Annotated in this window: 16 protein-coding genes; 9 read left to right on the top strand and 7 right to left on the bottom strand. The window is 57.0% G+C overall.

The window, feature by feature from the left end; translation table 11 throughout:
* Positions 1-57: 57 nt before the first annotated feature.
* Complete coding sequence (locus tag F3J26_RS21815; RefSeq protein WP_502706590.1) at positions 58-1185, top strand: multidrug effflux MFS transporter; 1128 nt, start codon at positions 58-60, stop codon at positions 1183-1185.
* 49 nt (positions 1186-1234) lie between these two features.
* Here the strand turns inward: F3J26_RS21815 and F3J26_RS21810 are convergent, their stop codons facing one another.
* Genes F3J26_RS21810 through F3J26_RS21795 form a run of 4 tightly spaced genes read right to left on the bottom strand, consistent with a single transcriptional unit; the run spans position 1235 to position 5621 of the window.
* Complete coding sequence (locus tag F3J26_RS21810) at positions 1235-2680, bottom strand: NAD-dependent succinate-semialdehyde dehydrogenase (RefSeq protein WP_166995943.1); 1446 nt, start codon at positions 2678-2680, stop codon at positions 1235-1237.
* Entirely contained in the window at positions 2677-3720 is a 1044-nt protein-coding gene (locus F3J26_RS21805) for an aldo/keto reductase (protein WP_166995941.1), read from the bottom strand. Before F3J26_RS21805 ends, F3J26_RS21810 begins: the two co-directional genes overlap by 4 nt.
* Before the next feature lie 9 nt (positions 3721-3729).
* Positions 3730-4233 (bottom strand): formaldehyde-activating enzyme, encoded by a 504-nt coding sequence (gene fae / locus F3J26_RS21800; protein ID WP_008458495.1) that lies wholly within the window; start codon positions 4231-4233, stop codon positions 3730-3732.
* Between the two features lie 26 nt (positions 4234-4259).
* Positions 4260-5621, bottom strand: a complete 1362-nt coding sequence (locus F3J26_RS21795) for an MFS transporter (RefSeq protein WP_166995939.1) — start codon at positions 5619-5621, stop codon at positions 4260-4262.
* 242 nt (positions 5622-5863) lie between these two features.
* Here F3J26_RS21795 and F3J26_RS21790 point away from each other — a divergent pair, with 242 nt between their 5' ends.
* The 4 genes from F3J26_RS21790 (at position 5864) to F3J26_RS21775 (ending at position 10449) form a co-directional block, all read left to right on the top strand.
* Positions 5864-6814: a LysR family transcriptional regulator gene (locus F3J26_RS21790; protein WP_286180347.1), complete on the top strand. Its 951-nt coding sequence runs from the start codon at positions 5864-5866 to the stop codon at positions 6812-6814.
* 351 nt (positions 6815-7165) lie between these two features.
* Positions 7166-8287: an LPS O-antigen length regulator Wzz(fepE) gene (gene wzz(fepE), locus F3J26_RS21785; protein ID WP_166995936.1), complete on the top strand. Its 1122-nt coding sequence runs from the start codon at positions 7166-7168 to the stop codon at positions 8285-8287.
* Between the two features lie 93 nt (positions 8288-8380).
* Positions 8381-9079 carry an aspartate/glutamate racemase gene (locus F3J26_RS21780; protein ID WP_166878276.1) on the top strand — a complete coding sequence of 233 codons (699 nt, stop codon included), beginning with the start codon at positions 8381-8383 and terminating at the stop codon, positions 9077-9079.
* Between the two features lie 203 nt (positions 9080-9282).
* Positions 9283-10449 (top strand): MFS transporter, encoded by a 1167-nt coding sequence (locus F3J26_RS21775; protein WP_008458489.1) that lies wholly within the window; start codon positions 9283-9285, stop codon positions 10447-10449.
* Position 10450: 1 nt separating this feature from the next.
* Here F3J26_RS21775 and F3J26_RS21770 read toward each other — a convergent pair whose 3' ends face one another.
* Positions 10451-11374, bottom strand: coding sequence for a LysR family transcriptional regulator (locus F3J26_RS21770; protein WP_166878279.1), 924 nt, complete (start codon positions 11372-11374; stop codon positions 10451-10453).
* Between the two features lie 230 nt (positions 11375-11604).
* Between F3J26_RS21770 and lysA the strand changes: the two genes are divergently transcribed.
* Positions 11605-12867, top strand: coding sequence for a diaminopimelate decarboxylase (gene lysA, locus F3J26_RS21765; RefSeq protein ID WP_166995934.1), 1263 nt, complete (start codon positions 11605-11607; stop codon positions 12865-12867).
* Here lysA and F3J26_RS21760 read toward each other — a convergent pair.
* On the bottom strand, positions 12859-13890 hold the full coding sequence (locus tag F3J26_RS21760; RefSeq protein ID WP_166868188.1) for a LacI family DNA-binding transcriptional regulator: 1032 nt from the start codon (positions 13888-13890) through the stop codon (positions 12859-12861). The genes lysA and F3J26_RS21760 overlap by 9 nt on opposite strands.
* 150 nt (positions 13891-14040) lie before the next feature.
* On the opposite strand from F3J26_RS21760, the gene F3J26_RS21755 reads away from it, so the two are divergent.
* Positions 14041-14490, top strand: a complete 450-nt coding sequence (locus tag F3J26_RS21755) for a GNAT family N-acetyltransferase (RefSeq protein ID WP_166995932.1) — start codon at positions 14041-14043, stop codon at positions 14488-14490.
* Here F3J26_RS21755 and galR read toward each other — a convergent pair.
* A complete protein-coding gene (gene galR, locus F3J26_RS21750) occupies positions 14487-15497 on the bottom strand; it encodes an HTH-type transcriptional regulator GalR (protein WP_008458479.1) in 1011 nt (336 codons plus the stop codon). The two genes, F3J26_RS21755 and galR, sit on opposite strands and share 4 nt — an antisense overlap.
* 661 nt (positions 15498-16158) lie before the next feature.
* On the opposite strand from galR, the gene aas reads away from it, so the two are divergent.
* Together aas and lplT are read left to right on the top strand one after the other, a co-directional pair.
* Positions 16159-18318, top strand: coding sequence for a bifunctional acyl-ACP--phospholipid O-acyltransferase/long-chain-fatty-acid--ACP ligase (gene aas, locus F3J26_RS21745; RefSeq protein WP_166995930.1), 2160 nt, complete (start codon positions 16159-16161; stop codon positions 18316-18318).
* Positions 18311-19507, top strand: coding sequence for a lysophospholipid transporter LplT (gene lplT / locus F3J26_RS21740; protein ID WP_166995928.1), 1197 nt, complete (start codon positions 18311-18313; stop codon positions 19505-19507). Before aas ends, lplT begins: the two co-directional genes overlap by 8 nt.
* Positions 19508-19523: the final 16 nt, after the last annotated feature.

The raw sequence follows: 19523 nt of genomic DNA, 5'->3' as shown, positions 1-19523 counted from the left end.
ATAATGATTCATCTGACGTTTTCCTACAATAGCGCCTCTTTTTGAGGAGGACGTATTGTGAAAACACATCGCGGTATGGCGCTCTTAACGACGCTACTGATGTTTCCGCAGATTGTGGAAACCTTTTATAGCCCGGCACTGACCGATATTGCCGGGTATTTCGCGGTCAGCGCGCAGGATGCATCCTGGACGCTGTCCATTTATTTCCCGGGCTTTGCCCTCGGCGTTCTGGTCTGGGGACGGGTATGCGATCTGGCCGGCCGTAAGCCAGCCCTGTTGCTGGGCCTGGCATGCTACACAGTAGGGTCGGTCCTTGCGCTGCTGGCGCACGATTTCAGACTGCTGCTCGCGGCACGCGTTATCGCGGCCTTTGGTGCGGCGGCCGGGTCGGTTGTCACCCAGACGATACTCCGGGACCGCTTTAGCGGGCAGACGCTGGCAAAGATCTTCGCTTTTATGGGCATTGCTCTGGCGGTAAGCCCGGCGATAGGCCTGTGGGCGGGCGGGATGCTTGTTTCCTGGGGCGGTTTCCGGGGAGTGTTTGATGCTCTTGTGGCGCTTGCCCTGCTGCTCTTTATCTGGAGCGCCTGGCGGCTGGAAGAAACTCGCTCTGCGCAGCATCAGAGTCAGCCCATCGCCAGCGTCGCGGTGCGAATGCTGAAAGATATGCAGATCTGGCGTGCAACGGCGCTGGTCGCGCTGTTTAACGTGAGCCTGTTCAGCTATTACGGCCTGGCGCCGTTTATGTTTGAGCGGTTTGGCATGGAGCCCGGTACATTTGGATTAAGCGGTGTCCTGCTGGCGCTTGGCTCTTTGGCTGGCGCGCAGCTTAACCATCAACTCATCCAGCGCGGCACGAGTTCAGCCAAGCTTTTACGCCTCGCCTGTATCTGCGGCCTGATCGGGAGCCTGGGCGTTGGTCTGCTGTCGGCCAGCCCGTGGTTCCTGGCACCGATGTTTATGGTGATGCTGGCTTTTTCGATGGCAATTCCGGTGGTGCTTGGCACTGCGCTCAGCGCCTACTCAGATTGCCGGGGGACGGCAGGCGCACTTTTCGGCCTGGTCTATTATGTGCTGATTGGCGCCGGGCTTTTCGTTGCCGGCTGGGGACAACGGCTGGATATGACGCTGATCGTATGTGCCGTGGGCATTACGCTTATCGGTTGGAAACATTTACGGAGATAATACTCTGCGCCCTCTCCTCGTGGAGAGGGCCGCATCGCTAAGGCAACAGTTACAGCAGTCCACCCAGATTCACATACTTGGTTTCCAGGTACTCTTCTAGTCCACAGTCGGAGCCTTCGCGGCCGAGGCCGGACTCCTTCACACCGCCGAAAGGCGCGACTTCCGTGGAGATAATCCCTTCATTAACGCCGACCATGCCGCTTTCCAGTTGCTGTGTCACCCGGAAGGCGCGGGCGAGATCGCGGGTATAAAGATAGGCGGCAAGGCCAAACGGCGTGCCATTAGCGCGTTCAATCGCCTCCAGTTCATCGCTGAAGCGGAAGCAGGCCGCCAGCGGGCCAAAGGTTTCCTCGCGGGCCAGCAGCATGGCTTCGGTAGCGTCGGCCAGCACGGTAGGCTGGTAGAACGATGCGCCGAGGGCGTGACGCTCGCCGCCGCACAGCAGGCGCGCGCCGTGCTCAAGGGCGTCCTTCACGTGGGCTTCCACTTTCTCAACCGCTTTCTGGTGAATCAGCGGCCCCTGCTGTGCACCCGGTGTCAGGCCAGGGGCAACTTTCAGCGCCCGCGCGGCGGCAGCGAGTTTCTCAACAAACTGCTCATACACGCCGGCCTGGATGTAGAAACGGTTAACGCACACGCAGGTTTGCCCGCTGTTGCGGAATTTGGCCGCCATCGCACCCTCTACGGCGGCGTCAATGTCCGCATCGTCAAAGACGATAAACGGTGCGTTACCGCCCAGCTCCAGCGACAGTTTTTTCACGGTATCCGCCGCCTGGCGCATCAGCAGCTTGCCGGTTGGCGTGGAGCCGGTGAAGGAGATTTTACGCACCGTCGGGCTTGCCATCAGCGTGCTGCCGATTGCCACGGTATCACCGGTGACGGCGTTAATCACGCCAGCCGGGACGCCTGCCCGTTCGGCAAGCACGATAAGCGCGAAGGCCGATAGCGGTGTTTCGTTCGCCGGTTTAATCACGGCGGTACAGCCCGCTGCCAGCGCGGGGCCGAGTTTGCGGGTCAGCATCGCCAGCGGGAAGTTCCACGGGGTAATAGCCGCGACCACGCCAACGGGCTCCTTGAAGGTGAGGATTTGGTTACCCGCTTTTGTGGAAGGAATGGTTTTGCCGTTGGCGCGTTTGGCTTCCTCGGCAAACCATTCGATAAAGCTGGCGGCGTAGGCCACTTCGCCTTTGGCTTCTGCCAGTACTTTGCCCTGTTCGGTGACCATCAGTTCTGCCAGTTCGGCCTGATGCTCCATGATCAGCGCGAACCAGCGCTGGAGGATCTGCGAGCGGGCTTTGGCGGTTAATGCTCGCCAGGCGGGCAGGGCGGCGTATGCGGCAGCGATGGCTGCCTCGGTTTCTTTTGCTCCGGCGTTGGCTACCTGAGCCACTATTTCATCGGTTGCCGGGTTTAATACGGCATAGAGCTCGTCGGCGTCCCGCCATTCACCGTTGCAGTACCAGCCGGTACGAACCAGTGCGTCAAAGCTGCTCATGCGATGTTCCTTGTGGTTACGTTGTCGATAAACAGGCCGCGAGCGGCGCGGCTCTCACGCGCAATACGTTTGCCTGCGGTGTAGTCGTTGATGACGTCGCACGGCGTGTAGTTACGCTCCAGTTCGTAGCGCTCATCTTCATCCAGCGGTGTGCCGAGTGCGGCAATTGCGCTGTCAATTTGCTGTACAGAATCTGCGCCAACCAGCATGCAGTCCACGCCCGGATGGTTCAGGACCCATGCCTGAGCAATTTGTGCCGGAGGCAGGCCGCGCAGCTGAGCTACATGGCTGACGGACTGCGCAACGTTTCGGGAAGTGATGTCCGCGTACATCTCCTGGGTGAAGAAGTCGGTCTGGTTGCGCACGGAGGTAAAGTCACAGCTCAGCAGGCCGCGGGCGAGCGGGCTAAAGACTGACACGCCAAGCCCCTGGTCGCGGCAGAAAGGGATCATTTCCCGCTCTTCTTCGCGGTAGGCGCAGTTCAGCTGCAACTGCATATTGATGGGTTTCGCGTAGCCATAGCGCTCGCAGCACCAAAGGATTTTCGCCAGTTGCCAGGTGTACATGGTGGAAACGCCGACGTAGCGCGCTTTGCCACTGCGCACGATGTCGTTCATCGCCGCCCAGGTCTCTTCGACAGGCGTATTCACGTCGAAGTAGTGCAGCATGTAGATATCGACGTAGTCGGTGCCGAGGCGCTTCAGGCTGCCGTCGATGCTTTCCATGATGTGTTTGCGTGAATGGCCCTGGTTGTTAAAGCCGGTGCCGATGGGGTAGCCGACTTTGGTGGTGAGGACCAGGTCATCGCGGCGGGCAATGCGTTTTAACACGTTGCCGACCACTTCCTCCCCCGCGCCGCTGGAGTAGAAGTCCGCGAGGTCGATAAAGTTAATGCCGGATTCCAGCGCGTGACGGATCAGCGGCTCGCTTTGCGACTCGTCAAAAATCCAAGGTTTCCACTGTTTGCTGCCCATGTTCATGGTGCCGAGGCACAGGCGAGAGACTTTCAGGCCGCTTTGGCCCAGATTGACGTATTCCATTTCGCCTCCTCAGGCTTTTGGGGTGTAGAAAGGGTTACCGAGCTGCGGCAGGGCGTCGGCAATCTGGCTGCGCTGCGGCAGTTTGCCCATGGCCGCGCGGATGGCCTGGCGGCAGGCGCGGTAGTTGTTGTGGTACACCTCGTCGATATCGTTGCAGCCGGGATTGACCCAGTTGGCGGTGACGATGCACCAGTTGTCTTCTGCTTCCGGCGGCAGCGTGCCGTCCAGAAGTGCTTCGGTGACCGCTTTGGCGATGGCGGCCTGAGAGGCTCCCCAGGTGGCATTGCCGTGCAGCTCGCCGCTGATTTCCGCTTTGTTGACGTACAGCGTCATCGGTTTGGCCGGAACGTTAGGTTTGATCACCACCATAAACGGGCAATGACCCTGGCTTGGCGAAGCGAGGCTGCTGGAAAACGCCTGGCCAACCACGCCGCTGCGTGGGCCAATCATGATGTTGATGTGCGAGGCGTTAACGCCGTTACCTTCAAACCCTTCTCCGATATACATTTCCACGAGACTTCTCCTGTTAAGCGTGAGCGTTATTTAGCCGGTTCAGCGGCGGCATTGCCGTGACGCTGGGCCGGATCGTGAGCGGCATCGACCAGGGTTAACCCTTTGGTTTCGGGCGCCCAGGCGAGAGAGACAACGGCACCGATGACGAGGATCAGCGCCAGCATGCCGGTGGTGGCCTGCATGCCGTAATTCAGAATGGCCAGCGGCAGTAAGCCGGTGCCGATGGCGGAGCCGAGGCGGCTCATGGAGGTGGCAAAGCCGACGCCCATCGAGCGTACTTCCGTCGGGAAACTTTCAGCTGGGAAGACGCCCACCAGATTGCTGACCGCCGACATCACCAGCGTGAAGGCGGCAAAGAACAGAATTAACCAGCCGGACTGGCTGACCGGAATGATGCTGAGCATCACCAGGCAGGCGGCGAGGAAGACGAACGAGCCGATCAGGAAGCCACGGCGCGAGCAGACCACCGTCAGCAGGATCCCGAGCAGCGCGCCGACGATCAGCAGGGCGTTCAGCAGCAGGTCGGTGGTGAAGTTATTGTTCAGCCCCATCACCTGCAGAATCGACGGCAGGAAGGTGTAGATGGCGAAATACGGGATCACCAGGCAGACAAAAAACAGACTGTTGAAGGCGGTGCGGCGGCGGTATTTCGGCCCGAACAGCGACATAAAGCGCTGTTTTGAGGCGACGGGGGCTTCATCCACCAGCAGCACGTTAGGGCCGAAGTGTTTATGGACAATCGCCATCGCTTCTTCTCGTCGCCCTTTGCCCATCAGCCAGCGCGGGGATTCCGGCGTGCCGATGCGCATCAGCAGAATAATCAGCGCGGGCAGGGCGGAAGAAGAGAGCAGCCAGCGCCAGGCGTCCGGCCCTAGCGCCGTCAGGAAGTGCCCGGCAAAGCCTGCGGCCACGTAGCCAAAGGTCCAGATCACGCTGAATGAGCCGAGCAGGACGCCGCGATGTTTTCGGGGGGAAAACTCGGCCAGCATAGTGTGGCCGACGGAGAAGTCGCCGCCGAGGCCGATGCCGACCATTACCCGCAAGAAGAACAACTGTTCTGGCGTGGTGGCGAAAAACTGCAGCGCCGAAGCGAGGGTTATCACCACGAAGCTGAAGCAGAAGATCTTCTGGCGGCCAACGTAATCGGAGATCCAGCCCAACACTAGGCTGCCGAGAAACAGGCCGATCAGCGCCGAACTGCCGAGCATCCCTTCCCAGAAGGGCGTTAACCCCATTTGAGGTTTGATTTGGGCCAGCGCGAAGCCGATGACGCCGAGCACGTAGCCGTCGGTAAAGTGTGCGCCGAAGGTCAGGCCGGCGATTTTGATATGGAAACGGTTTAACGGCACGTCATCCATACGGGTGTACTGTTGTGTCAGGTGGGACATGATGCCTCCTCCCGCGAGGTGGTTTTGTAGGGTATTTGTATTTTTTATGTTTCAAGTACGTTAACAATTTGGCAGTAAAGCGCCTCAGCAGGCGAGTGCGTTTTAGTCATACCCCCAGGCAAAAAACGCATGTGATCCTCCTCCTGTTTTGCAGAAATAGCTGCGGCGGGGGATGGTGTTTCAGGGCAGGTTAGAAACATATTATTAACATGACTGGCGCTCGCCCGCGGATAATGACAACAATGAGAAAACTCCCGTCACTCAGTATGTTAAGGGTCTTTGAAGAGACTTGCCGGACGCTTAGCTTTAGCAAAGCGGCGCAGGCCTTGTGCATTACCCAGAGCGCGGCCAGTCGGCAAATCAAACAGCTCGAGGCGTTTCTCGGCAAGCTGCTGTTCGTGCGTACCCACAGCGGGCTGGAGTTGACCCAGGACGCTATGCTGCTGTTGCCGGTGGTACGCCAGTCGCTGGATATTCTTGAAGAGGGCGTGTGCCACGTTCAACTGCGCAATCCTCTCCAGCATCTTCGCCTGCAGGTTGCTCCGACCTTTGCCACCCGCTGGCTGGCACCGCGGCTGGTGGCGCTTCGCCAGCGCAACGGCCAGCTACAAATTGCCCTTATCAGCGAAACCCGGCAGAAATACAGCGATTTTGACTGCGCCATCCGCTTTGGCACCCGCCAGGAAAGTGAAGGACGGGGGCAGTGGCTGTGCCATGAAAAACTGCTGTTGGTGGCCAGCCCGCTGCTGATGATTGACGGCGTCTTTCCCTCGCTGGCCTCGCAGTCACAGCTGCATATTCTTAACGGCGACATCCGACTGGATAACTGGTCGCGCTGGCTTGCTGCGACGGGAGAAAATGACAGTCTGCTTTCCGGCGGGCTGGAGTTCAGCACCGAGGATCAGGTGATCAACGCCTGTGTGACCGGGGCAGGCTATGCGGTGCTCGACAGGATGATGATCCGCAACGAGCTGCGTGGCGGGTTATTGGTGCCGCTGGCGGAGCTGGAGCTTGAAAGCGGAAATGGTTACTGGCTGGAGATCCCCCAGGGCAAGCGGGAGCTGCCGCGAGTGGGCTATTTTAGCGACTGGGTTCAGGCCGAGATCGCCCGTTTTTGGCACGAAGAAGAGGGGGAATCTTCCCGGGCAAAGCTGCTTCTTTCCCGTGAAGAACCGATAGCCCTTTCTCTCTAATGTGATCTTAATGAGAGTTAACATATATTTTTCATTCGATTAATTTCCACAACGTGCTGAGAGTATGCTTCGCCAAACTCAACGCAGTCTCTGACCTGACACGCCATGAAAAGTGAGTTGGATCGCATTTCTATTTCTGAAAAAAAAACAAATCTCAATATTTGGTGGTTGTTTTTAGGATTATTCTTGGGAATAATGGCGCAACGCTTTGCTTCTCTTCAACCATGCTCGGTTCTATGAATGCGTGGTGTTAAATATCATTGATTATTTTGTTGTTATTTAGCTCTGTGCTCAATCCATTAGTTTCCTGTCGGTATAGTTTCGTCTGGCATCTATTATGAGTTGGTTAACATGTCCGCAATTGAATTAAAAAATGCTCCTGTGGAAGATATCCGTACGTTTTCGGTGATAACTGAATCGAGTCAGGAAATTGATTTGATTCATCTGTTAAGTACCCTTTTCGCGGCAAAAAAAACGATAATTGCCATCACATTTGCTGCTGCATTAGCCGGGTTGGGCGTTAGCTTTTTGATGCCGCAGAAATGGTCAAGTAAGGCCGTTATTACGCCGCCAGAATCCTCTCAGCTAATCGAGTTGCACCGCGCGATGGTTGAGCTGACGGTTCTGGATGCAGCGCCTAATGTCGACGCCGGGCATGTTTATCAAGCCTTCCTGAAAGACTTTGACTCGCAGGCGTTGCGTGAAGAGTATTTGGCCAATTCTGAGTATGTTAAAAAGCTTGTTAATGCCGTTAACTCGGACGATAGCGTAAAACTACACCGGGCTATTCAGGAAACGGCTGCAAAATTCAAATCGGTAAATACCGCAGATTCTAAACTGCCGGATGCCATCCCCTATACCTCATGGGCTTTAAGCTTCACTGGACCGAATCCAGAAGAGGCCAGGGATGTGCTGAGCGGTTATATTCACTTTATTGCGCAGCGAGTTAATCAAGACATTGTGCAAAATTTACGCTATAGCGTTGAATTAAAAAGCGCGGTAGAGAAAGATAAACTCGAGCTGGATAAGAGAAACCTCGAAAACCAGCATAAAGTGAATATTCAGCGTCTGGGCTACTCGCTTGAAGTTGCTAACGCGGCGGGAATTAAAAAGCCGGTATACAGCAATGGGCAAGCGGTAAAAGACGATCCTGATTACTCGGTTGCGCTGGGGGCTGATGGGCTGGCCGAAAAACTGAAAATTGAATCCGCGCTTAAAGATGTGGCGGAATTAAACGCCAGCGTTCAAAACCGGGAGTACTATTTAACTAAACTGGAGCAGGTCAAGGTTAACGACGTTGACTTCCAGCCCTTCCGCTATCAAATGAATCCTTCTTTGCCGTTGAAAAAAGAAGGCCCGGGGAAATCCCTCATCGTCGTGCTGGCGGCTTTGCTTGGCCTGATTGGCGCCTGTGGCTACTTGCTAATGCGCAATGTCATGGCCGATAGGCAGAAAAAGCTGGAAATTGTTTAGCGCGCTGCATTCCTTTTAAAGCCTCCCTTCGGGGGCTTTTTTCTTACCGGAATAAGGGTTATAACCGAAGGGAAATGGCAAAAGGGGATGACAATGAAAACGATTGGGCTGCTGGGCGGCATGAGCTGGGAATCCACCATTCCTTACTACCGATTAATTAACGAAGGGATCAAACAGCGTCTGGGCGGGCTGCATTCGGCCAAAATTGTGCTGCACAGCGTCGATTTTCACGAGATTGAGGCCTGCCAGTCTGCCGGTGAGTGGGACAAGGCCGGTGAGATGCTGGCTGAGGCGGCGCTGGGGCTGCAAAAGGCCGGGGCTGAAGGCATTGTGCTGTGTACAAACACTATGCACAAAGTCGCGGAGCATATTGAATCCCGCTGCTCGCTGCCGTTTCTGCACATTGCCGACGCCACCGGGCGGGTGATTGCGGCTCAGGGAGTAAGCCAGGTGGCCTTGCTGGGCACGCGCTACACCATGGAACAGGATTTTTATCGTGGCCGCCTGCAGGCGCAGTTCGGGATCCGCTCGATTATTCCTGACGCCTCCCAGCGTCAGCGTATCAACCAGATAATCTTCGATGAGCTGTGCCTCGGGGTGATCAACCCTGAGTCGAAGCGCTATTATCAGCAGGTGATTCAGGCGCTGCAGGCGCAGGGGGCGGAAGGGGTTATTTTCGGCTGTACCGAAATTGGCCTGCTGCTCAGCCAGCAGGACTGCCCGCTGCCGGTGTTTGATACCGCCGCCATCCACGCCGCCGATGCAGTTCGCTTTATGTGCGGTGAAGAGTAATGGTTTATCCTTATATATCAATTAAATAAGCGTAAGTAGTGTTTTTTCCCCACGACGAGCCGGGTCATGCCCGGCCGCTAATGTGTTATAAATTTGTTATGTAGCGCACATTATTCCAAAAAGCTGCTCCTCTGAAATCCTCACACTACAGGCGATTGCGCACAGCAATGGCTTTTCATCATGTCTGCAACCGGAGTTATACAATGCCTGTTTCCTTACTGGCGCTGGCGATGAGTGCGTTCGCCATCGGCACGACGGAGTTCGTGATTATGGGACTGCTGCCCGAAGTGGCAGGGGATCTCCATGTCTCCATTCCCGTCGCCGGCTGGCTGATCAGCGGCTATGCGCTGGGGGTCGCCATTGGCGCGCCTATCATGGCGCTGCTGACCGCCCGACTGCCGCGCAAGCTGTCGTTAATTTTGCTGATGGTGATTTTCATTGTTGGCAACCTGCTGTGCGCCCTCGCGCTGAGCTACAACTTCCTGATGCTGGCGCGCGTTATTACGGCGCTGTGCCACGGCGCGTTCTTCGGGATTGGCGCAGTCGTCGCGGCAAGCCTCGTACCTGCCGGGCGCAAGGCTTCGGCGGTGGCGCTGATGTTTACCGGCTTGACGCTGGCTAACGTGCTGGGCGTGCCGATTGGCACCTGGTTCGGACAGCTTTACGGCTGGCGAGCGACTTTCTGGGGCGTGGCCGTTATTGGGGTGATTGCGTTTCTGGCGCTGGGAGTGAGCCTGCCGTCGCAGAAAGATGAAGAAGCCACTGACTTAAAAAGCGAAATCAAAGCGCTGGCGCACGGCAAGCTTTGGCTATCGCTAAGTATGACGGTGTTCTTCTCTGCGGCGATGTTCGCGCTGTTCAGCTATGTTGCACCGATGCTGCTACAGGTGACAGGCATTACGCCAGAGGGCGTGAGCTGGACGCTGTTCCTGATCGGTGCGGGGCTGACGGTGGGTAACATTCTGGGTGGGCGGTTGGCGGACTGGCGAGTCTCGTTCAGCCTGATCCTCAGCTTCAGCCTGATTGCGGTCTTCTCGTTACTGTTCAGTTGGACAAGCCATGCCGCATGGCTAGCGGAAATCACGCTGTTCCTGTGGGCGATGGCGGCGTTTGCCACGGTACCGGCGCTGCAAATCAACGTGGTGCTGCACGGCAAAGAAGCACCTAATCTGGTGTCCACGCTGAATATTGCGGCCTTTAACGTCGGCAATGCGCTCGGTGCCTGGGTTGGCGGCACGGTCATTGATCGTGGCTTCGGCCTGACGGCGGTGCCGGTCGCCGCGGCTGCGCTGGCAGTGGTTGGCCTGATACTTTGCCTGATTAACTTTAGCAACGGCACGGGGCATCAGCAGCCGGTGACCGGGCAATAAGCTAGCGGTTGAGCAGCGCGTTGAGCGGGTCGCTATACAGATGCATGTTGTGCTGTAAGTGGTCGCTGAACGCGCTGACCAGGGCTGATGCCGGGCGGTGCAGGGGCCGAATCAGGCTGACGGTAAAAGGCACCGCCACGCTGAACGGGCGTACCACCACGCCGCGTTCGTGGTAATCCAGCGCGGTTAAAGGGTTGACGATAGACACGCCAGCCCCCGCCTGAACCATTGCGCAGACGGACGCGGCGCTGTGCGTTTCCACCACCATTCTTCGTTTTACGTCATATTCCTGAAACAGCGAGTCCAGCAGTTGCCGATAGCTGTCGGTTCTAGACAGGCTGATGTAATTTTCCCCGGCAAAATCCTGCGGTGTGAGTTCTGCTTTCGCGGCTAGTTTGTGCCCGGCGGGCAGCACGCAAACTTCATTCAGAGTGAGTAGGGTTTGGCGTTCCGTCCCGGCAGGCGTGGTGATGTTTTCCGTCAGCCCCAGGTCGTGGCGTTGGGCGGAAAGCCACTCTTCCAGCAGCGGGGATTCCTGCGGCACGATGTTCAGGCTGAGCTCCGGGTAGCGGGCCAGGAAAGGGTGTATCAGGCGCGGCAGAAATGACTGAGAAAATACCGGCAGGCAGGCAATAGACAGTTCGCCCTGGCGGAACTCACGCAGGCTTTCGGCGGCATTAATAATACGATCCAGTCCGTACCAGGAGCGCTGAACTTCTTCAAACAGCCGCAGTCCCTGAACGGTGGGGTAGAGGCGGCCCCGACTGCGCTCGAACAGCTGCAGGCCGATAAGCTTTTCAAAGCGCGCCAGCTCCCGGCTGACCGTGGGCTGGGAGGTGTGCAGCAGGCCTGCGGCTTCGGTGAGGTTGCCGGCCGTCATCACGGCGTGGAAGATTTCGATGTGGCGCAGGTTGATGGCTGGCATGGTGTTGTTCCGCTGATGTTGATTACCCTCACCCCGGCCCTCTCCCTGGAAGGGGGAAACAGAAATTGCATTGGGCATTAAACTGTCCCCTCTCCCCTCTGGGGAGAGCGTTAGGGTGAGGGGCATTTTCTAAACCATATCATATTTGAATAGACTCGCTAGAAAACGATATTTTTTATCCCTCACTTTCTGTGGCGTAATAGGGAAAATGACGTTTACCGGAGTTCACCATGCCACGCTCGCTGCACGACACCACCACCGCGCTGAACGCGCAAAACTTGCTGACCCTGCCCGCTGAATTTGGCTGCCCGGTTTGGGTGTATGACGCGGAGATCATTCGCCAGCAAATTGCCCAGTTGCGCCAGTTCGATGTGATTCGCTTTGCCCAAAAGGCTTGCTCGAATATCCACATCCTGAAACTGATGCGTGAGCAGGGCGTGAAGGTGGATTCGGTGTCGCAGGGGGAAATCGAGCGCGCGCTGGCGGCAGGCTACAAGCCGCTGGAAAACCCGGATGATATCGTCTTTACCGCCGACGTGATCGACAACGCCACGCTGGCGCTGGTGGCCGAGCAGAAAATCCCGGTCAATATCGGATCTGTGGATATGCTGCATCAGCTCGGCGAAGTCTCGCCGGGACACCGCGTCTGGCTGCGTATTAACCCGGGCTTTGGGCACGGGCACAGCCAGAAAACCAACACCGGCGGCGAGAACAGTAAGCACGGCATCTGGCTGAGCGATATGCCGAAAGCGCTGGAAGCGATGCAGCGCTACGGTATCCACCTGGTGGGTATCCATATGCACATTGGTTCCGGCGTGGATTATGGCCATCTCGAACAGGTGTGCGGCGCGATGGTGCAGCAGGTCATCGACTTCGGTCAGGATCTTGAGGCGATTTCTGCGGGCGGTGGGCTGTCCATTCCTTACCGTGAAGGTGAGGAAACGATCAATACCGATCACTATTTCGGCCTGTGGAATACCGCGCGTGAAAAAATAGCCGCTCATCTGGGGCACCCGGTGAAGCTGGAGATCGAGCCGGGGCGTTTCCTGGTGGCGGAAGCCGGGGTGCTGGTTTCGCAGGTGCGCGCGGTGAAAGATATGGGATCCCGCCACTTTGTGCTGATCGACGCTGGTTTTAACGATCTGATGCGTCCGTCTATGTACGGCAGCTACCACCATATTTCTGCGCTGGCGTGTGACGGGAGGGATCTGTCCGCACTGGAGCCGAAAGAAACCGTGGTGGCGGGGCCGCTGTGCGAGTCCGGGGATGTGTTTACCCAGCAGGAAGGCGGCAAGGTAGAAACCCGCCTGCTGCCGCCGGTAAAACCGGGTGATTACCTGGTGCTGCACGATACCGGCGCATACGGGGCTTCTATGTCCTCTAACTACAATAGTCGTCCGCTGCTGCCGGAAGTGCTGTTTGATAACGGCAGCGCGCGCCTGATTCGCCGCCGCCAGACGATTCAGGAGCTGCTGGCGCTCGAGCTACTTTGAGACTTTCCGTCCGGCCTCGAAAAAGGGGCCGGGCGCAACGGAGTCCCTCAGTACCAGCGTCCCCACAAATGGCGGGATGGGGGCTAACGGTTCGCCGCTCGCCAGCTTAATGGCCTGATCGATGGCGGTAATGATCATGTTGTCGATGGGCAGATAGACGGATGACAGTGCTGGCTCCAGCCACTGGGCGCTCGGCGCGTCGTCAAAGCCGAACAGCGAAATATCCTGTGGAATACGGATCCCGGCCTGGTGCAACGCTTTCGAAGCACCCAGCGCCATATCATCGTTACAGGAAAACAGCGCGCTGAAGGTCACGCCGCTGGTCAGCAGCTCCTGGCACAGGTGGTGCCCTTCGGTCATGCTGGAATCCCCGTATTTCACCCGGTTCTCATCCCACGCAATACCATGTTTTTGCAGTGCTTTCCGGTACCCCATCAGGCGCGCCTTGCCGGTTGGCGTGGAAATAGGCACGGTAATGCAGGCAATTTCCCTGTGACCTTGCTGGATCAGGTATTCGGTGGCCTGAAAGGCGGCATCCTGCTGCTCGAAGAAGACGCAGCGTTCACGGGCCTGGGTGACGTCCCGGTTAATGACGACCAGCGGCACCTGAATCGCATTCATCAGCGACATCAACGCCCGTTCGCTCATAAAACGCGTGTAGAGAACGATGGCGTCGCAGTGCCTGTCCGCCAGCATTTGTACGGCATCCAGCTCTTTTTCAGGCGTGTCATGCCCGTCGGTGACAATCAGCTGTTTACCGTAGAATTCCGTGCGGCGTGAAGCCTGCTGCAGCAGGCGCCCGAAGTAGAAGCCATCGAAGGTGGAGACAACCAGCCCGATACTGTTGCTGCTGCGGTTTGCCAGCGATCGTGCCAGAAAATTAGGCTTATAGCCCAGCTCTTCCATGGCCTTAAATACCTGTTCGCGGGTGCTTGCTTTAACCTGTCCGGTGCCGTTTAACACGCGAGATACCGTCGCTTTGGAAACCCCTGCGCGTAACGAGACATCTAACATTGTTACCATTGTTTCCTTCCCGATCTGGACGCTGTCGCGATTTTCCAGCAGTTTATCACAGGAGTTTCGCCCGCAAGCGGCCTTGCCGTTTCGCCGTGCAAATTGTCGTCCCGGATCACGCTTTCAGAATTTGGTGTGGTTTTTTAGGAGTATATCGTTGTGAAAATTGTCCCGTTATACCAGGCCCCTCAGCACGCAGAGCAAGTCACGGAGTGGCTTTGGCAGGCGTTTGGCAGTCAGGAAAGCCGAGGATTTTTTGCGTCTATTGTTGCCGCCAGCCAGCGGAAAGGCGAAATGCCCCTGACGTTTATTGCGCTGGAGGGCGAAAAGATGGTGGGGACCGTGGGGCTGTGGCGCTGTGATTTGATCAGCCGGCAGGATCTCTGGCCCTGGCTGGCGGCGCTGTATATTGATGAAAGCCAGCGAGGAAAGGGACTGGGCGAGATTTTACAGCGACACGTCGTGGAATATGCCCGCCAGCTGGGTTTTGAGTCTTTGTATCTGTATTCGGCCTGTAAGACCTATTATGAACGGTTTGGCTGGCGCTACATTGGCGACGGGCTGGATTACCCCGACCAGCCCGTACATCTTTATCAACTTACGCTTTAAGCGTTGTCGCCCGGAGAGGCCACCGAGTGTCGGCGCACCAGCGTCGGGCTGAACATATGGGTGATTTCCGGCAGCGGCAGGTTTTCGGCCAGCGCCAGCGCGAGCTCTGCTGCCTGAGTCGCCATGGTCACAATCGGGTAGCGAACCGTGGTCAGCCTGGGCCGCACGTAGCGTGAAATTAACACGTCATCAAAGCCAATCAGCGAAATCTCACCGGGAACATCAATGCCGTTGTCGTTCAGCACGCCCATCGCCCCGGCGGCCATTGAGTCGTTGTAGCAGGCCACGGCGGTGAAGTTTTTGCCGCGTCCCAGCAGCTCCGTCAGGGCCTGCTCGCCGCCGCTTTCATCGGGTTCACCAAAGGTCACCAGACGCTCGTTGACGGGGATATTGTGCTCGCGGAGCGCGTCGTAGTAGCCCTGAAGGCGGTCTTCTGCGTCCGATATCTGGTGGTTGGAACAGATGTAGCCGATGCGGGTGTGCCCCTGCTGAATCAAATGGCGCGTCGCAAGCCAGGCGCCGTAGCGGTCATCCAGCGCAACGCAGCGCTGCTCAAACCCTGGCACAATGCGGTTAATGAGCACCATACCGGGGATTTGCTTCATCAGCGAAATTAGCTCCTCATCAGGGAGTTTTTTGGCGTGAACGACCAGCGCCGCGCTGCGGTGGCGAATAAGCTGTTCAATGGCCTGGCGCTCTTTTTGTTCGCTGTGGTAGCCATTGCCGATAAGCAGGAAGTTGCCGGTGCGGTAGGCAACCTGCTCCACGGCTTTAACCATCGCGCCAAAGAAGGGGTCGGAAACGTCGCCCACGATCAGGCCAATGGTTTCCGTGGCCTGTTGGGCAAGGGCTCTCGCGTTAGCGTTGGGATGATAATTCAGCGCTTCCATGGCGCTATTCACCGCCTGCTTTGAGGCATCGCTGGCTTTTGGGGAGTGGTTGATGACGCGTGAAACCGTGGCGACAGACACACCAGCCAGCCGAGCCACATCCTTAATTGTCGCCATGAAAAGCCTTCCTGTTAGGGGTAATCGTTTACACTGCGTTTAGTTTTACGGAATTCCCTGATGACTGCAAGGCAACAACTGATGGGAATATCGCAAAGTAGAGCAAAATCAAGGTGAAAGCGTGTAACGGTTACACCTGCTTCAAGAGGTTGCCTCTTTTTAGTGCATGTCGCGGATTTTTAAACGTTTCCGCCCAAATCTTTGCTTACATTTTGCAGTCGGCTGTTGCGATTTCAGCATAGCTTAATGGAAGACGCCGCTGCTACATTTGTGGTCCCAGAGGTATTGATAGGTGAAGTCAGCGATTATTTGCTGATCCTATGAATTACACCAACCTGCGCGGATGCGCAGGTTTTTTTTTGCCTGAATCCAGCCGCCTGTAACAAGAATCGAAAATTTAAACACCTGGTTGCACTTGGGCTCATTCCCTTGCTTTTTGCCGCTGGTTTCGCCGCTGGCGGCACGAGACAATTCAGATCCCAGAGGTATTGATTGGTGAGAATTCCTGGTACTCTGCTGAGTACAATTCTTTTGCACCAACCTGCGCAGATGCGCAGGTTTTTTTTTGCCATTTTTTGAGCCCCCTCCCGCACTTAACGCAACTGGTGTACTCTGCGACTCTACACTTAATGCTGACCGACAGACGACAAAGAGAGTCGCTATGCTTCTTGCTTTTTTCCGTGCGCTATTTCGCATTCTGTTCCGGGTAACTCTTTCCGGCGATCCGCAGGTGCTTCAACGCCAGCGGGTGCTGATTGTGCCAAACCACGTCTCATTTCTGGACGGGATCCTGGTTGCACTTTTTCTGCCGGTGCGCCCCGTATTTGCGGTCTACTCCTCAATAAGCCAGCAGTGGTTTATGCGCTGGCTTAAGCCGCTCATTGATTTTGTTCCGCTGGACCCGACCAAACCGATGTCTATCAAGCACCTGGTGCGCCTGGTGGAACAGGGGCGCCCGGTAGTGATTTTCCCGGAAGGACGCATCAGCGTGACCGGATCGTTGATGAAAATCTACGATGGAGCTGGATTTGTGGCGGCCAAAGCACAGGCCACGGTGGTGCCTTTGCGCATCGACGGCGCGGAGCTGACTTTCTTTAGCCGCCTGAAAGGGCTAGTAAAACGCCGGGCTTTCCCGCGTATTACCCTGCATCTTCTGCCGCCAACTTCCATTGCAATGCCAGAAGCCCCACGGGCCAGGGATCGCCGTAAAATGGCCGGCGAGATGCTGCACCAAATCATGATGGAAGCGCGTATGGCCGTGCGCCCGCGTGAGACGCTTTTTGAGGCGCTGCTGGCGGCGAAGGATCGGTATGGTTCGAGTAAAAACTGTATTGAAGACATAAATTTCAAGCCAGATACTTACAGTTCGTTGCTGAAAAAAACGCTGTTTGTGGGCCGAATCCTCGATAAATACAGCGAACAGGGTGAAACCATTGGTTTGATGCTGCCGAATGCGGCGATCAGCGCGGCGGTGATTTTTGGCGCTTCATCCCGGGGCCGTATTCCGGCAATGATGAACTACACGGCTGGCGTAAAAGGGCTGACCAGCGCGATTACGGCGGCGCAAATCAAGACGGTCTTTACCTCCCGGCAGTTCCTGGATAAGGGAAAACTGTGGCACCTGCCGGAACAGCTGACGCAGGTGCGCTGGGTGTATCTGGAAGATTTAAGGTCCACCATCACCCTGCAGGATAAAGTGTGGATCTTTGCTCATCTGCTTGCGCCTCGCCTGGCCCAGGTGAAACAGCAGCCGGAAGATGCGGCGATGGTGCTGTTTACCTCCGGCTCGGAGGGCAATCCAAAAGGCGTGGTGCACAGCCATAAAAGCCTGTTGGCCAACGTAGAGCAGATTCGCACCATCGCGGACTTCACCGCCGATGACAGGTTTATGTCCGCGCTGCCGCTCTTCCACTCTTTTGGCCTGACGGTCGGGCTGTTCACGCCGCTGCTGACCGGGGCGGAAGTGTTCCTTTACCCCAGCCCGCTGCATTACCGCGTGGTGCCGGAGCTTATTTACGACCGCAATTGCACGGTGGTCTTTGGCACCTCGACGTTCCTCGGCAACTATGCCCGTTTTGCTAACCCGTATGATTTCTTCCGCCTGCGCTATGTAGTTGCCGGGGCAGAAAAGCTGCAGGAAAGCACGAAGCAGCTGTGGCAGGACAAGTTTGGCCTGCGAATTCTGGAAGGCTACGGCGTGACCGAGTGCGCGCCGGTGGTGTCTATCAACGTGCCGATGGCGGCGAAACCGGGCACCGTGGGCCGCATTCTTCCGGCAATGGATGCTCGCCTGCTGGCGGTGCCCGGTATTGAACAGGGCGGAAGGCTGCAGCTAAAAGGGCCAAACATCATGAACGGCTATCTGCGCGTGGAAAATCCGGGCGTGCTGGAGAAGCCTGAGGCTGAAAATGGCCTGGGTGAGATGGAACCCGGCTGGTACGACACTGGCGATATCGTGACCTTTGACGAGCAGGGCTATTGCGTGATTCAGGGGCGTGCGAAGCGCTTTGCCAAAATCGCTGGGGAGATGGTGTCGCTTGAGATGGTCGAACAGATGGCGATCGGCATTTCGCCGGACAAATTGCATGCTACGGTCGTTAAGCTCGACGCCGCCAAAGGCGAGGCGCTGGTGATGTTTACCACCGACAGCGAGCTTAACCGCGAAAAACTTCTGCATTATGCGCGTGAGCACGGCGTGCCTGAGCTGGCGGTGCCACGCGATATTCGCTTCCTCAAACAGCTGCCTGTGCTAGGCAGCGGAAAACCAGATTTTGTCACCCTGAAAGCACAGGTTGATGAAGCGGAGAAAGCCCATGGCTGAACAGGCTGGCAATAGCGGTTCGTTGTGGTCCCGGGGCATGATGGCGGTCACCGCGGCGCAGTTTTTATCGGCTTTTGGCGATAACGCGCTGTTGTTCGCCACGCTCGCGGTGCTCAAGCAGCAGTTCTACCCGGACTGGAGCCAGCCCGTGCTGCAAATGGTGTTTGTTGGCGCGTACATCCTCTTTGCGCCGTTTGTGGGACAGGTGGCCGACAGTTTCGCCAAAGGGCGAGTGATGATGCTGGCGAACAGCATGAAGCTTGTGGGTGCGGCGGTGATTGCGCTGGGGCTGAATCCTTTTGTCGGTTACACGCTGGTGGGCATTGGCGCGGCAGCCTATTCACCGGCTAAATACGGCATTCTCGGCGAGCTGACCACTGGCGATCGGCTGGTGAAGGCCAACGGCCTGATGGAGTCTTCTACCATTGCGGCGATCCTGCTGGGATCCGTTGCCGGCGGCGTGCTGGCAGACTGGAATCTGACGGCGGCGCTGGTTGTCTGCGCGCTGGTTTACGGCGGGGCGGTGGTTGCCAACGTCTTTATCCCTAAACTTGCCGCCGCGCGCCCCGGCCAGTCGTGGCGTTTCAAGCCGATGACGCACAGTTTCTTTTCCGCCTGCTGCAGCCTTTGGCGCAGCGGAGAAACGCGCTTCTCGCTGGTAGGCACCAGCCTATTCTGGGGGGCGGGCGTGACGCTTCGATTCCTGCTGGTGCTGTGGGTACCGGTGGCGTTAGGGATCACGGATAACGCGACACCGACTTACCTTAATGCGATGGTTGCGGTTGGGATTGTGGTGGGGGCCGGAGCAGCCGCGAAGCTGGTGACTTTGGAAACCGTCGCCCGCTGCATGCCCGCCGGGATTTTAATCGGCGTTGGCGTACTGATTTTTGCTCTACAGCATTCTCTGTTGCCGTCTTACGCTTTGCTGGTGTTGATTGGCCTGTTGGGCGGTTTCTTTGTGGTGCCGCTTAACGCGCTGCTCCAGGAGCGCGGCAAGCACACGGTCGGGGCAGGTAACGCCATTGCCGTGCAAAACCTTGGTGAAAACACGGCCATGCTTTTGATGCTGGGTCTGTTCTCACTGGCGGTGAAAACCGGGGCGTCCATCGTTGGCATTGGCATTGGATTTGGGGCGGTGTTTGCGCTGGCGATTAGTGCCCTGTGGCTGTGGCAAATCAAACATAAATAGCAAAAAGGCCCTCTTT

Source organism: Enterobacter sp. Ap-867, from assembly GCF_011752855.1.
GTDB lineage: Bacteria > Pseudomonadota > Gammaproteobacteria > Enterobacterales > Enterobacteriaceae > Cedecea.
This window is presented reverse-complemented; position numbering and strand designations above follow the sequence as displayed.